The organism is Streptomyces sp. NPDC007971, assembly GCF_042958635.1.
Lineage (GTDB): Bacteria > Actinomycetota > Actinomycetes > Streptomycetales > Streptomycetaceae > Streptomyces.
Genome location: NZ_JBIBJK010000015.1, coordinates 119286 through 133178, shown reverse-complemented (window position 1 = coordinate 133178; position 13893 = coordinate 119286). Strand labels below are relative to the sequence as shown.

Here is a 13893-nt window from a genome sequence, read left to right as displayed (position 1 = left end):
CGGCGTACACGCGCGGCCCGGGACCGGGCACCGGACTACGGCGTCATCCGGTGTCAGTTGCGCGGCCTTCACCCAGGACGGTGTCGGAACGGACCGGGCGGATCGAGGAGGCTGCCGACGAATTCCAGCACCCTGACCATCGCCCGGCCGATCGGACCGAGGAACTCGTCGACGCCTGCCGACGAGCGGCCGTACCCATGGCCGCCGGATCTGAACCGGCTACGCGCCGGTCACCGCCGTACTGTCGCAAGCGCCGTCGCCGGATCGGGGTCGGCGCCACCCGCCGGCACCCAGCGTCCTCCCTCCTCGCGGTAGGGCCACCAGCGGCCGTCCCGGCCGAGGCGCAACTGAAGCCGCTCCTCCGGGACCGTCCACCGGTTGGGCGGCCGGCTCGAACGACGGCCGCTCCGTCGTCTCCCAGGCCGCTTCCAGGGCTGCACGTGCGCGTCCGAGAGCCGTCCCCTCCGGCTGCCATTCCTCGTCGAGCACGGCCAGGGCCGCCGCGCCTCCGACGCGCCAGGTACGGATGGCCGTCGCCAGACCGTCGTGGCCGCGCCCCGAGCCCCCCGCCAGTCGGTCGGTCACGACACCCGGTGCTGCCCCGGAGCAGCCCAGCCGTACGGCATCCTGAGGGGCTGCCAACTCCATGAGTATGTCGTCGCCTCCATGTCCGCTCAGGCCGAGCACACGTCCCAGCATCCGGTGAGCCTCCGCCGCCGTCCGCCCCGCCAGATACTCCAGTGCCGTCGGGTCGACCCCGGGTGCCCTTTCCGCCTCGGTGTCGAAGGACGGCGGCCTGCCGGGGGCCTCTGGCAGGCCGGACGGTGCGGGCAGCGGGGGCAGGATGTCCGCGGCCGCCCAGATCTCCGCGGCGTCCACACCCTCGGCCTCGGCCTGCACGGGCTCGTCCGGCGACGGGGTGCTCCGCACATACAACTCCCCGAGGACCGCGTCCTTGGCCCTGCCGCGCATCAGGGGCAGCGCGAACGGGTCCGCGTCCAGCAGACGCGCCACCTGATGGCAAAGGGCGGCGGTGTGCCCGCAGTGGTCCCACGTGCCGCAGTCGCACGCGGGATCCAGATCGCCCGTACCCTCCAACAGGTCGATTCCTGAGACCGCCGCGTCCTCGATGAGAGGGGAGGGCAGCTCCCCGTCGAGGAGCGCGGCCAGGTGCCCCGCCTGATCGATGGCCAGGTCCGGAAACCGGACCCACTGCTCCTCCGAGAGCTCGGGCACGAGGGACGTCGGCCCGGTACGCCCCGCCCTTCGGATCCCGGACGACAGCGGTGACCGGGCCCGGTCGTACGGTCACCGCGCCCACTGCGCCCGCGCGCGCGAGACGGCGTCCGGCCTTCACCACGGCAGCTTCCAGCGCCGCGTCCTCCAGCGAGGCCAGCCCTCTCCTTCGGGGTGATGCGTGTGTTCCGGGACGAGGACGGCCTGGCCGCGCGGACTCTGGCCGACCGACCGTTGGGCGTGGTGCTGCGCCCCGACCATTCCCTGACGGGTCACTGCGTCTTGTCCTGGGCGGATCTCGCGGACCAGAAGCTTCTATGGTTCCCGAGCAGTCGCAATCCGAATTTTTCCGAGGGTGTCCTGGGACACCTGGCCGAACGGGGCTGGACGCCCCGTCTGCGGACGACGGCCACAATCACGCCCTGTACTGCCGCCACCTGCGGAGCAGCCGGAACCTGGTCGCGCTGCGGCCCCAGGACACCGTCGGCGCCGAGGCGGGAATGGCCTGGCGTCCGCTCCCGCCCGACGCACCGCACGAACGCTTCGTCCTGGCCGCACCGGCCGACAGCCCGTGGGCGGCTCTGCTCGGCACGCAGCCTGACCGGTCCTGAGTACCGCAGGCCTCAGCGCACGACCGTTCGCGCTATCGTCGCTTGGCCGCCGACCCGGATTCGGTGCTCCACGCCGTCGTGGTGAACGGTTGCTGTGATGGTCGACGGGCAGCCGAGGTGGTCGCCCATGTCGACGATGAGGCGGTCCGTACCGGATCCGGCCGCGTGCGCGGCCAGGCAGGCCGTGCTGTTGGCGTTGGCGATGTCCTCGGGGACTCCGATCGACGGCGCGAACATCCGGGCTGCCGCACGGCCGTGCCGGTCCGGGAGCGAGTAGGCGTAGCAGCCCAGCAGACCGTGGCGGTCGCAGGCTGCGCGCAGCTGGGTGAAGTCCGGGGTGAGTTCGGCCAGCACGGCGCGGGACCGGACGGGCAGCAGAAGCCTCGGCCGCCCGTTCGACGCCACGCAGGCGTCCCCGGCGACTGCGTCCTCGGGCAGTCCGAGGCCGTGTGCGATCGCCTCCAGTTCGGGCCCTTGGGCGTCACTCAGGCTGACCGGGCCTGGATCGAACGATGCTGTCAGGCTGTCACCGTTTCGGGTGGCCCGGCCGTCGAAGCTGCGGTGGGTCGTCCGCAGGACGGCGCGGTAGTCGTCGCCGCCTTCACGTTCGGCGAGCAGCGCGAGGGCGGCGACGGTGCCGTGGCCACAGGCGGGCAGTTCGCCTGCGGCGGTGAAGAACCGGAGGGTGTACGACGGATGGGCGCGCTCGGTTCCGGTCGCGCGGAGGAAGACGGCGTGCGACGTTCCCAACTCCGCGGGAACACGGCATCGTTCCTCGTCGGCCAACGGCGCGTCGTCCAGAACGGCGGTCGCGCTGCCACCCCTGCGCTGTCGCTGACACGCGTCGACGATCGCTACCTCGGGCATGGCACCGGGCCGGTGGTCAGCAGCATCGTCAGGTCGAGTGCGGGCGCGCTGTGTGTCAACGCTCCGACCGAGATGAGGTCGACGCCCGTTTCGGCGATGGCGCGGACACTGTCCAGGCGGACGGTACCCGAGGCCTCCAGCAGGATCCGGGGAGCGTCGGCCCGCCCGGCCCGGATCTTCACCACCTGCTCGATGTCGGCCAACGGCATGTTGTCGAGCATGATCCAGCGGGCCCCGGCATCGAGCGCCTCAGCAGCTTCTGCCACGGTCTGCACTTCGACATCGACCTCCACCGTCTGCCCGGTACGCGCCATCCCGCGGCGGACCGCCTCGATCGCTGCGGTCACCCCGCCCGCCGCGGCGATGTGGTTCTCCTTGAGCAGGACCATCGCCGCTAGGTCGAGCCGGTGGTTGCGGCCACCGCCGACGGTCACCGCGTACTTGTCGAGGGCACGCAGGCCCGGTGCCGTCTTGCGGGTGTCCAGAATGCGGGCCTTGGTCGCGGCCACGGCCTGGACGTAGCGGTCGGTCAGTGTCGCGATGCCGCACAGGCGCTGCAGGAAGTTCAGCGCCGTGCGCTCGCCGGTGATCAGGCTGCGCGCCGGACCGGACAGGCGCAACAGGACGTCGCCGTCGGTCAGCCGGGAGCCGTCGGCGACGCTCGCCTCGATCTCGACCTCGGGATCGACCTGCGCGAAGACCTCGGCGACCGCGGGGAGGCCGGCGGCAATGCCGCGCTGCCGGGTGCGGACTTCGGCCGTGGCCGCCAGGTCTTCGGGAACACTCCACGCGGTGGTGATGTCGTTCCCCGAGGCGTCCTCGGCCAGGGCGACGGCGACGGCGGTTCGTCCCGCAGCCGAGGGAAACCGTGTCGTGGTCATCTGGTCTCCATCTCCGAGTGGGCGTTGAGCCTGGCGGTCACCACCACTGACTCAGCTGCAGCGCAGGTAGTGCTCCCAGGCGGTGATCGTGCGATTCCGCAGCGCACGGGTGCGGGGCGACGCGGGTGGGTGGTTGCCGCGACGGTCCCCTTCGTTTCGTTTTCCGAAGCGATCCCCGATGGTAGCGTTTCGGAATCCGAAGCATCAACCTTGGAAGCTGGACTCCACGCCATGCCAACCCCAAGACCCGGCAAGCCAGTTCGTGGTTCGACCACCGGTCGCCCCCTCATGGCCGCACTCGACCTGTTCGGACGGCGGTGGAGCCTGCGCATCCTTTGGGAGCTGCGCGGGGGCCCCCTTGGGTTCCGCCCCCTGCAGAAGCAGTGCGACGACATGTCCTCCAGCGTGATGCGGCAGCGCCTGACCGAACTGCTGGATGCCCACGTGGTTCACCAACTACCCGACAGCCGGTACGAGCTCACTCCGCTGGGGCGGGATGCCTGCCTCGCACTCGGCCCCCTCGTCCAGTGGTCGGAGCGCTGGGCGGCGATGCTCGACCCGCAACCGGCGCACCGCAACAGCGAGCGGCCCGCCGACGGCACCTCGCATCCCGACACCGTGGGCGACGGGATGCCCGAGAGGGGTTCTGCCGGCTGATGCCCGCGCGGCCTGGGTTGACGGCGCGCTCGGAACCTCCGCCGGCACCTAGGTCCTCGCCAGGCTGGGTGAGGTGATAGGCGTCGCCGTGCAGAGTGGGACGCGGGCGCCGGTCAGCTCGCCCAGCCGGGTGCTGAGCACGCTCGATGACATGCGTTCACAACGGCGCTGCAACTCCCGGAAGCCTGCAGGGGTTTGGCTCAGTTCCCACTGGGTGCGCAGCGTCCAGCGCCGCCCGGGCAGATCGAGTGCAGCCATGACCGGGCGCCCTGAATCGGACCCTCGTACCGGTGATCCCGGCCGAGGCGTTCTGGTTTCCATGCCTACTCGTTGCGCTTCGGGTTTCGAAGCATCATAGTGATTCGAAAACCGAAGCAGGAGGTGCCCGTGCCGCGCATCGAACCGCTCACCCCGCCATATCCCGCGCCCATCGACCAGGCACTGCGCCGATGGATGCCTCCCGACGTGACACACGAGCCGCTCACACTGTGCCGGGTACTGCACCGCAACCCGGAACTGGCCTCACGCATGTTCGCCCTGGGGACCGGCCTGCTGGGCCACGGACTTCTTCCCGCCGTCGACCGCGAGATCATCATCGCCCGAGTAACCGCACGCACCGGCTGCGCCTACGAATGGGGGGCACACGCCGCGACCCTCGCCCAGCAGGCCGGACTGAGCCAGTAACGGCTCCAGGCCGCCACCGACATCGACGTCGCAGCCAACACCGCGTGGCCGCCTGGTCATGCGGCACTGCTCAACGCCGTCGACGAACTGCACGACACAGCGCAACTCTCACAACCCGCTCGGGATTCCCTGGGCGTCCACTACGAAGACGCCCAACTCCTGGAGTTCCTCGTGCTGGCCGGCTGGTACCGAACCATCAGCTACCTGGCCAACGGGCTCCTCCTGGAGGAAGAGCCCTGGAGCACCCCGTTCCCGGCGCAGTGAGCCCTTTCCAGCTTCACGCTGAGCCGGCCAGATGTAGAGCGAGGACGGCTTGGGCGGGACATCGTTCACGACTTCATCCAGGCAGGGATGCCTGGTGAACTGAGCGATTGGTACGAGTTGTAGGCAGGGCTCCATCGCCAACTGAGACATCGTCCTATCTCAACAGCACACCACAATCAGCCAGTCCCTTGCGGGCCGCCCTCTGAAATGCCCGGTGATCCGTCGCCAAGGCCGATCAATCTGAGTGTCGACTCGAAGCCTGGCACGCTTGTCCGAACACAGGAGGTTTCCATGGCCAAGGGCTACTGGGTCAGCGTCTACCGCACCATTTCCGACCCCGAGAAGCTAGCCGCCTACAACAAGCTGGCCGGTCCGGCCGTCCAGGCCGGGGGCGGGCGGACGCTCGCCCGCGGCGGTCGGGTCGTCGCCCACGACGCCGGAATCGCCGAGCGCACCGTCCTGGTCGAGTTCGACACCTTTGAACAGGCGGTCGCGGCACACGAGAGCGCCGCATACCAGGAGGCGCTGGTCGTCCTTTCCGACGCCGTCGAGCGCGACTTCCGCATCATCGAAGGCGTCGACTGACCGGCGCACTGACGTCCAGGCCGGCCTGGCGGCCCCGCTGGCCTCGTCGGCAGAACTCACGCTCGCCCGAAGCGAACCGCGAACCGGTCCTCATACGACAGATCGATCCAGCGAGCAAACGGATCTGATGACCAGCGGCACGTCCAGCATCCATCTGCTGTGTGACCCGTCGGGGCTACTTTTATGAAAGGCCCGTGACCAGCAGGAATGCCGGTCGCGGGCCTTTTTTGCGATCTCCAGTGTGCACGCGAGTGCGCACGAGTGCCCGAGAAAACCTGAATCACTCCTGTCCAACATTGCGGGACAAGCCTTACCCGTCCGAGGCGAACCCCTCGGACGGGGTAGAACAGGTCGCAGACTCCGTCGGTCTCAGTCTGCAGGGACCCGGTAGCCGGCTCTCTCGTTGGACGACGCACGCCGGAAGGCAGGACATCAGGCTGAGCAGGGAGGCCAGGGCTACAACCGCGCGCACGTTGACGGCGCGTTGGGGTACTTGTGCGCCCGCGGCGACCACGCGGGCGCCGCGCCATCATGCGGGCTGGGTGGTGATGGTGCACAGGCGCTTGGTGGCCCGGGTCAGGGCCACGTACAGGTCCCTCTCCCCGCCGGGGCGGGCCGTGATGATCTCCTCGGGGTTCAGGACGACGACCCCGTCGAACTCGAGGCCACGTGCTTCGGACGCGGGCACGATGCGTGCGTGGTCGGCGATGCCGTGAGCCGTCAACTGGCTCACCCGGTTGTCCGCGCAGATCACTCCCAGGAGTTCGTCCGGCTGCGCGGTGCTCTGGGCGCGCAGTTCCTCCACGACGGCGGTGACCAACCCGTCCCCATGTGTGGTCACGGTGCGCGGGCTCTCACCGCTGCGCAGTGACCGTGTGGGCCGCTGGTCCGGAGCGATCCGCGCGAGCAGGTCCCGGACGCTCTCCAGGATCTCCTGCGTGGTGCGGTAACTGACCGTCAGGTCGTGCAGCCTGAACCGCGTCCCGACATGCGGGCTCAGGGCTTCCTTCCAGTCGCGTGCCGTCGTGGCCGGGCCCGACTGGGCGAAGTCACCCACCAGCGTCATCGCCCTCGCCGGGCAGCGGCGGACGATCATCCGCCACTGCATAGCGGTCAGTTCCTGCGCCTCGTCGACGACGACGTGCCCGTACGTGCGCTCGGGTGGGCCGTCGACCAGGCTCGCCGCTTCGTCCAGCAACGGCACGTCCGCATCGGTCCACGGGGCGTCCGGGGCACGCAGGAGAAGGGACTGCTCCTGCGGGGTCAGGGTCGGCAGGCGCTCGGCCAGGGTGTCGGCATCCGTCAGCAGTGCCTTCACGAGGTTGCCGGGTGCCAGCCGCGGCCACAGCGCCTCGACCGCCCGGTCGACACCGGCGTCGTCGAGGAGATCGGCCCCGATGGCATCCAGGTCCAACTCGTGGACCGGACCCGGGTCGGCGGCGCCCTCGGCACGGCGCTGGGCGACCCCCGTGAACCGGTCGAAGTTCAGGCCCGTCATCTTCTCGGCATCGGCGTCGATCTGCTCCAGGAGGTCGCCCATGTCCCGTTGCATCGCGTCGGTGACGGCGTCGACCAGGAGTTCCTTGAACGCCTGGCGCGCGGGGTTGTGGCCGGATGCGGCCGCCAGGGCGGCGGCGCGTGCAGTGGCGACCTCCTTCTCGGACAGGTGGACCAGTTCCTGCCCGACCCGGACGGTGAAGTCACCGGCGGGGGCCTGGTGGTCTCGCAGCAGGCCGGCCAGGGCGTCGGCGAGGTCCAGGCCGCCCTTGAGGCGCGCCGTGTCAAACGGGTCCACCGCGTCCGGGGACACTCCGGCCAGTTCCTGACAGGTCGCCAGATCGACGTCGTTCTCCCCGAGCGAGGGAAGGACCTGGGAGATGTAGTCGAGGAAACGGGCGTTGGGGCCCACCACGAGGACGCCTTCCTCCGCGGCGCGCGGGAACGCGTACAGGACGTAGGCCGCCCGGTGCAGGGCGACCACCGTCTTGCCGGTGCCGGGCCCGCCCTGCACCACGGTCACCCCGCGGTGGGCGGAGCGGACGATCTCGTCCTGCTCGGCCTGCAGCGTCGCGACGGCCGCGTGCATCCTGCCCGTACGCCGTGCCGACAGAGCCTCGGTCAACGGGCCGTCCCCCACGACGTCTTCGTCGGTCGGGGCGGTCCCGTCGAGCAGTTCGTCGCTCACTGAGACGACCGTGCGCTCCTCGAGGCGCAGGTGCCGGCGCCGCCGCAGATCCATCGGGTGGACCGGTGTCGCCTCGTAGAAGGGCCGCGCCGCGTTCGCGCGCCAGTCCACGAGCAGCGGCAGGTCGTCCTCCTCCGTGTGCAGTCCGATCCGCCCGATGCGCAGGACCGTGCCGTCCGTCCAGTCGATGCGCCCGAAGACCAGCCCCTTCTCGGCGCCTTCCAGCCGGCCGATCTCCTTGGTCAGACGGTCGGCGGCGATCTCTCTCTCGTACGCCTCGCCGGCGCCGTCCGCCGGGGCCTTCAGCACACTCGCCCGGTTCGCTCGCGCCTCGGAAAGCCGCTCGGTGAGCAGCTCATACAATGAGGACACGTAACCTTGCTCCGATTCAACCGCACGCACGGCAGAATCATTTATGTTTGACAACAAGGGACTCCTTCGATTCGAGCCGCACCATACGGCCAAAGTTCCCTAAAGGTAAGTCTTGACTTACTTGTTGCGTCTATGTCCTTACGGCTGACCGCACTTCGTGTCATGCATTCCGTCGTTTCCCTTGAATGCCGGTGATACTTTCCCGTGCACGGGAAAGGCAGTGAATCCACGGGAAAGGTTCGTGGTCGCGTCACAGGCCGGGACGGGGCTGGCCTGCATTCCAAATGCGGACACCGGCGGCCGCCATGATCCGGTTGTGCGACGCGGCGAGTTGGGTGATGTCCCCGCCGCCGTGTGCGGCCCGGATGCCGGACCTCAACGACTCAACATGCTGACGTGACAGGGAAGATCAGGGTGAACGTCTTGCCGAGCCCCATGTCGTCGGCCAGGCAGCAGCCCAGCCCGAGGGCCGTCGTCCGGGCCGGCCAGCCGAGCCCTCGCAACTCATAGTCGCGCAGGGTGGCGGCGAGCGCCGGCGGCTAGACCCACCGGTGGCGCCGCTTCCGGATCCGCGAGGTGCTCCCGCAGCCGTGCCAGCCACCCCGTTGGCCGTATCTCGACCCGGTCGCCGTCGACCTCCGCCGAGCCCGTCGGGGCCGCGGCCAGGGCCTCGACCGGGGGCATGGAGCGGTCCTGCCGGGCGCGGGCGCCGTCGGCCTCGCGGGTCCAGCAGGACCCATCGGTCGCGCAGGCGCACGAGGGGACGCCTGGCCGCCGCGAGGCGGTCCAGTTCCTCGCGCGACAGCTCCCGTCCGTCCGGCGCGAACCGCCAGCGGAAGGCGAGCAGAGCCTGTGCCGAGAGGAACGAGGGGCAGCGCCGAGGATTTCTCACCCACGTGCCCTGCGTCGTCCGGCGGGCCGACGGCCGCGTGTGTGGTCAGCTCGCGCGAGAGTTCCTTCGGCCAGTGCACGTCGACGCCTGCCGCGGCCAGCGCCCGGACGCCCTCGCCCAGTAGATCGGCGATCTCGTCGTCGGCGAGGTCCACGGCGTCGGGCGCGGCCGCGGACAGCAGAGGCGTCAGCGGCGGCCACGCCCGGACCGCCCGGCGCAGCGCGTCCCCACGCGCGCGTGGGCCGAACGCCTCGTGCCCGGCTTTCGGGGCGGCCCACAGCTCGGCCGCGTCCGCGACGCCCGCCGCCCCGGACGCGCCGTGCACCTGGAGCACCGCACGGAACCGCACCGGGGCGTCGTCGGCACATCCTGCGTCGTCCAGGCCGGGCACCTCCACGCGCAGCGACAGCCACACGCCCGCGTCGTGCCCGGCGGCGATGTCGTCCGCCCACGCCCGCAGGCCCGGCAGCTGCCGCGGCTCCGGTGCCGCGTAGGCGGTGCCGCCCGTCACGAGCGTCGCGGCGGGCGTACGCGGGAGTGCGTCGGCGACCGCATCCAGGAAGGCGTGCAGCAGCCGCTCCGGGGCGGGCAGGCGCAGCCGCCCCGCGGCGGCGAGCGGTACGGCGTGCGCCTCCGGAGGCATGGCCGCGGCCAGTTCGCGCACAAGCTCCCCGTCCTGCGCGGACAGCGGTCCCACCCGCCATGCGTCGTGGTCTTTCGCGGAGAGGCCGGGCAGGAGCAGGCCGCGCGCCACAAGGTGCAGGGCCAGCAGACCGGCGGCGCCCCAGAAGGCCGTGGCCCGGTGGCTCTCCGGCTCGGCACGCGCGCAGGCGAGCAGCGGCAGGGCGGTGCGAACCGGAACCAGCAGGGCAGGCAGCTGTACCCGCTGGATGGTGCGGCCCGGGGCGGGCAGCACCAGGTCCAGCTCCGAGACCGCCCCCTGTGCGACGGCGGGAAGCAGCTCGCCGTCCGGCCGCCAGAAGGCCATCAGGCCGGCGCGTGCGGGGTCGGACGGAAGGAAAACCGCGCGGCAGCGGGCCAGTTCGGACGGCTCGGAGGGTGGTGCCGTGGGAATCCTCTGCACAGCTCTGCCGCACTCCTCAAATTTGACTACTTGCTCGGAGTCGCCGACGTTACAGCACGTCGGGAATGCACCTCGAAGGCTTACGCTGTGATCTGGGCCACTAAGGGGTGGGTCTCAGGGAAGTCTCAGGGGTGAGGTCCGGAACCGCCGGGAGCGCGGGACCGTTTCCAGAGCAGAGAGCGGTAGTGGCCCCGAAGGAGGATGCTCATGTCCAAGACCGCGAAGGTCGCTGCAGGGGGTGTGGCGGTAGGTCTGATCCTGCTGATATGGCTGCCCTGGTGGGTGGCGTTCCTCATCGTGGTGGGGGTTCCGGCCGCCGCGTACCTGACGCTGGACCCCTCGCAGCGGCGCAGGCTGCGCCGGGTCACGCGCAAGGAACTCGGCCGCTGAGCGACGGGTGGGGAGGCCGGGGTCGCTCGCCGGGATGTCCACGGATCTGCTCGGTGGGACGTGGGCAGGGCTGCTCGCCGAGACGTCCGCAGGGCTGCTCGGCGAGACGATGGCAAGGCTGCTCGGCGAGCTTCCGTAAGCCCGCTCGGCATATCGAGGGGGGCCGTATCTCCACGGAGAATGCGGCCCCCGTGGGCTCAACTGGGACGCACTGCCATCTTGTCGAGCGCCTCCAGAAGCCCCGGCAACTCCGGTCCCCGGCCCACCGGCAGCACCTCGCCGGGCTCCTCGTCGAGCAGGACGAACGCGATGTCGTCGGTGCGGGCCACCATGGACCATCCGGGGCCGTCGGCGCGCAGCGTACGGGCGTCCCCCGGGGCGAACGACGAGCGCACCCGGCCCAGCGGCGGTGGTGAGTCCACGTAGGCGCGTGCCTCCGCCAGCACCCGCCGCACGCCCTGGTGCCCGCTCTTCGGTGTGCTTCCCGCGCCGTCCGCCGTGCCCTGCGGCGCTTTTTCCGCCGCGCTGTCGGACACGCTGTCCGCCGTCTCGTCGCCCGCCTCGCCCGCCGTGTCGTCGACCGAGCCGCCCGCAGTGGTTCGCGGGGGCGTGGCCTGCTCGGCGGGCAAGGAGAAGTGGTCGTCGCCGATCTGCTCCCGCCACACAGCCCACTGCAGGGCGATCTCGTCGGCACCCAGGCGCCGCTGGGCCGGCCCCCAGGAGCCGGTGTCCGGCGGCGTCAGTGAGGGCCCGTCCGCGATCTCGGGATCGGGGTCGTGCGGCGCGGGCACACCGGGAGCGGCGACGGCGACCGCCAGCGGCCAGCCCGGCAGGGCAGCCACGACCGTGCGCTCGTCCGGCGACAACTCGTACTCCATGCCGCAGTCCCAGGACGCGATCGCCACGGCGACCAGTGAGACGTCGTCGATCACGACCGTCCAGCGAGCCCCGTCACCGTCCTGCCCGAGCACCAGGCCGTATCCGTCGGCGCGCGGTGCCAGACCCAGCGCCGCGCAGGCCTCCGGATAGTCGTCGCCCAGCACGCTCGGAAACTGCGCCGGCGTCAGCAGTACCGCCGTGAGCACGTACAGCGCCTCGGCCTCGGCGGCGACGGCCTCATCGTCCGTTCCGGCCATCCCTGCCTCCCCAGTGATTCGTCCGTCGGCGCACCCTAGTGCGAGCGGAAGGGGCTTGTCACGACTCCGCACACCACGCGGAGCTGCAGGTTTCCACCTGGACAGGGGCGAAATGGCCATCGTTCGACGCGGTGATCCGCTCCGGCCGAAAGCAGTCGTGGGTGCCCGGGCCATCCCGCCCCGGGAGACCGGCCCGACCGGCCGGGGCGGGTCCCCGGGGGCGGGGCGCCCGGTACGCCGCTCCGGGCACCCCGTACGGCAGTGCCTGCGGCGGCATCCCGGTGTCCGCACTGCTCGACCGGGTCCCGCTGGATCCTCCGCGCGGGCCGCCGCGCACGGGGCCGCGGCTTCGAACAAGTTGTGCGTGCCTCGGACAGGAGCTCCCGGTGCCTCCGTGCGCGGGGAGGCGCGGAATCCGGGGCCCGGGTGCGCATCGCTTCGTACGTGTGCGCCCTCTGCCCCTGAAAGGGGCGCCACGCGGCGCCCATCTGCTGCTGCTCAACGTAGAGTTGGAGCTTCGGCGGCAGAGAGGGGGCGACGCGGTGAAGCGCTTCGGACGGCTGGAGCAGATCCGTCGGATGGACCCGGTGGCGGATGCCCTGGAGATCTTCCGGCTCAGCGTCGCGTTCGAATTTCCGTGGGACTACACACGGGCCCTGGAGCTGGCGCTGTACCGCACCTACGCCGTCCCCAGCGTCGGTCGGCTGCTCGCGCAGACAGCGGAGCTGACCGGACGTACACAGAAGCGCTACGACGACACCGTGCTGCTCCTCGACGCCGTGGTGGAACACGGCTTCGGCAGCGCGGAGGGCCGGACCGCGATCCGCCGCATCAACCAGATGCACCGCAGCTACGACATCAGCGACGACGACATGCGGTACGTGCTGTCCACCTTCGTCGTGATGCCCAGACGCTGGATCGACACCTACAGCTGGCGCCGCCTGTCCCGGCACGAGATCGTCGCCTCCACCGAGTACTACCGCACCCTGGGCCGGCACATGGGCATCCCCGCCATCCCCGAGACCTACGAGGAGTTCGAGGCACTGCTCGACTCCTACGAAGAGGCCCACTTCGGGTGGGACGAGCAGGCCCGGAGGGTCTCCGACGCCACGCTCGACCTGATGGCGTCCTGGTATCCGCGCCCGCTGGCACCCCTGCTGCGCACGGCGACGCGAGCCCTGCTCGACGAGCCCTTGCTGCGCGCCTTCCGCTACGAGCCGCCGGGCCGGGGTGTCTCCGCGCTCGTACGCCGCGCCGTGCGGACGCGTGGCCGGCTGGTCCGGCTGCTGCCGCCGCGTCGTGCGCCGCACTTCGCGCGGCAGAACCGGGAGATCAAGGGGTACCCGAACGGCTACCGTGTGGCCGGCCTGGGCACACGCCCGGTCCCGGGGGCGGGCGGCTGTCCGGTCCGGTACCCGGACATCTCAGCTGCCGACAGCCTCGAGTGAGCGGAGGGTGTCGCGCAGCCAGGCGAGTTCGGCCCGGCTCGTGGCGCGTGCGATGGTGAGGACACCGCGCCGGAACGGGTCGTCCACCTCCTCCGCGGGCAGCGGCCGGTCGCCGTCGTAGAAGAAGCTCGCCGGCTCCTCCAGGAAGGCCAGCCGCCGCCTGAGTACGGCAGCCTGGGCCGCAGGGTCGTCCAGGTGCCGCAGGAATGCGAGCAGCGTGAACCATTGGTTCTCGTCGGTGATCTCGCGCTGCCCGGGGTCGGCGAGCCGGCGCCGCAGCTCCTGCCTGCCCTCCTCGGTGAGCGTCAGAACGTGACGGGGCGCGGCCACGGCTCCCGGTTCGGTGGCCCGCGCCAGGAGGCCGGCCTTCTCCAGTCGTTTGATCGCCGGGTACAGCGTGCTCTCGGCGACGGGCCGCACGTGGCCGGTGAGGGCGGCGATGTGCCTGCGCATGACGTAGCCGTGCAGCGGTGCGTCGTACAGGAAACCGAGGATGGCGAGTTCCAGCATGACCGCATTCTCTCCTGGAGCCGCCATGCATCGGATGAGTGGTATTTCGGTCCCGCTATACATCAAAAGCGATGTATCCTGCGGCACAGGC

General features: G+C 70.8%; 10 protein-coding genes and 4 pseudogenes. 6 read left to right on the top strand and 8 right to left on the bottom strand.

Annotated features, from left to right (window positions below; all coding sequences use genetic code 11):
* Positions 1-230: 230 nt before the first annotated feature.
* Positions 231-1555, bottom strand: a pseudogene (locus ACFZCP_RS29525) (SWF or SNF family helicase).
* Between ACFZCP_RS29525 and ACFZCP_RS29520 the strand changes: the two are divergent.
* Positions 1441-1932, top strand: a complete 492-nt coding sequence (locus ACFZCP_RS29520; protein ID WP_391432861.1) for a LysR substrate-binding domain-containing protein — start codon at positions 1441-1443, stop codon at positions 1930-1932. The pseudogene ACFZCP_RS29525 and the gene ACFZCP_RS29520 sit on opposite strands and share 115 nt — an antisense overlap.
* Here the strand turns inward: ACFZCP_RS29520 and ACFZCP_RS29515 are convergent.
* Together ACFZCP_RS29515 and nadC are read right to left on the bottom strand one after the other, a co-directional pair.
* A complete protein-coding gene (locus ACFZCP_RS29515) occupies positions 1860-2714 on the bottom strand; it encodes a PhzF family phenazine biosynthesis isomerase (RefSeq protein WP_391432487.1) in 855 nt (284 codons plus the stop codon). The two genes, ACFZCP_RS29520 and ACFZCP_RS29515, sit on opposite strands and share 73 nt — an antisense overlap.
* Positions 2702-3595: a carboxylating nicotinate-nucleotide diphosphorylase gene (gene nadC, locus ACFZCP_RS29510; protein ID WP_391432484.1), complete on the bottom strand. Its 894-nt coding sequence runs from the start codon at positions 3593-3595 to the stop codon at positions 2702-2704. The genes ACFZCP_RS29515 and nadC overlap by 13 nt, the downstream gene beginning before the upstream one ends.
* A gap of 288 nt (positions 3596-3883) precedes the next feature.
* On the opposite strand from nadC, the gene ACFZCP_RS29505 reads away from it, so the two are divergent.
* On the top strand, positions 3884-4252 hold the full coding sequence (locus tag ACFZCP_RS29505) for a helix-turn-helix domain-containing protein (RefSeq protein WP_362686166.1): 369 nt from the start codon (positions 3884-3886) through the stop codon (positions 4250-4252).
* 49 nt (positions 4253-4301) lie between these two features.
* On the opposite strand, the pseudogene ACFZCP_RS29500 reads toward ACFZCP_RS29505, so the two are convergent.
* Positions 4302-4573, bottom strand: a pseudogene (locus ACFZCP_RS29500) (winged helix-turn-helix transcriptional regulator); the annotation flags it as partial.
* Between the two features lie 66 nt (positions 4574-4639).
* Here ACFZCP_RS29500 and ACFZCP_RS29495 point away from each other — a divergent pair.
* A pseudogene (locus ACFZCP_RS29495) lies at positions 4640-5200 on the top strand (carboxymuconolactone decarboxylase family protein).
* Between the two features lie 291 nt (positions 5201-5491).
* Positions 5492-5785 carry a DUF1330 domain-containing protein gene (locus ACFZCP_RS29490; protein ID WP_391432481.1) on the top strand — a complete coding sequence of 98 codons (294 nt, stop codon included), beginning with the start codon at positions 5492-5494 and terminating at the stop codon, positions 5783-5785.
* A 529-nt stretch (positions 5786-6314) separates the two neighbouring features.
* On the opposite strand, the gene ACFZCP_RS29485 is transcribed toward ACFZCP_RS29490, so the two are convergent.
* Both ACFZCP_RS29485 and ACFZCP_RS29480 read right to left on the bottom strand, forming a co-directional pair.
* The gene (locus ACFZCP_RS29485; RefSeq protein WP_391432478.1) at positions 6315-8342 is read right to left on the bottom strand and encodes a HelD family protein; all 2028 of its coding nucleotides are present in this window, start codon (positions 8340-8342) and stop codon (positions 6315-6317) included.
* Between the two features lie 407 nt (positions 8343-8749).
* A pseudogene (locus ACFZCP_RS29480) lies at positions 8750-10318 on the bottom strand (SNF2 helicase-associated domain-containing protein); the annotation flags it as partial.
* Positions 10319-10525: 207 nt separating this feature from the next.
* On the opposite strand from ACFZCP_RS29480, the gene ACFZCP_RS29475 reads away from it, so the two are divergent.
* Positions 10526-10708 (top strand): hypothetical protein, encoded by a 183-nt coding sequence (locus ACFZCP_RS29475; RefSeq protein WP_362686151.1) that lies wholly within the window; start codon positions 10526-10528, stop codon positions 10706-10708.
* A gap of 197 nt (positions 10709-10905) precedes the next feature.
* On the opposite strand, the gene ACFZCP_RS29470 is transcribed toward ACFZCP_RS29475, so the two are convergent.
* Positions 10906-11844 carry a hypothetical protein gene (locus ACFZCP_RS29470; protein ID WP_391432474.1) on the bottom strand — a complete coding sequence of 313 codons (939 nt, stop codon included), beginning with the start codon at positions 11842-11844 and terminating at the stop codon, positions 10906-10908.
* 542 nt (positions 11845-12386) lie between these two features.
* On the opposite strand from ACFZCP_RS29470, the gene ACFZCP_RS29465 reads away from it, so the two are divergent.
* Positions 12387-13292, top strand: a complete 906-nt coding sequence (locus tag ACFZCP_RS29465) for an oxygenase MpaB family protein (RefSeq protein ID WP_391432471.1) — start codon at positions 12387-12389, stop codon at positions 13290-13292.
* Here ACFZCP_RS29465 and ACFZCP_RS29460 read toward each other — a convergent pair.
* Positions 13269-13802: a helix-turn-helix transcriptional regulator gene (locus ACFZCP_RS29460; protein WP_391432468.1), complete on the bottom strand. Its 534-nt coding sequence runs from the start codon at positions 13800-13802 to the stop codon at positions 13269-13271. The genes ACFZCP_RS29465 and ACFZCP_RS29460 overlap by 24 nt on opposite strands.
* Positions 13803-13893: the final 91 nt, after the last annotated feature.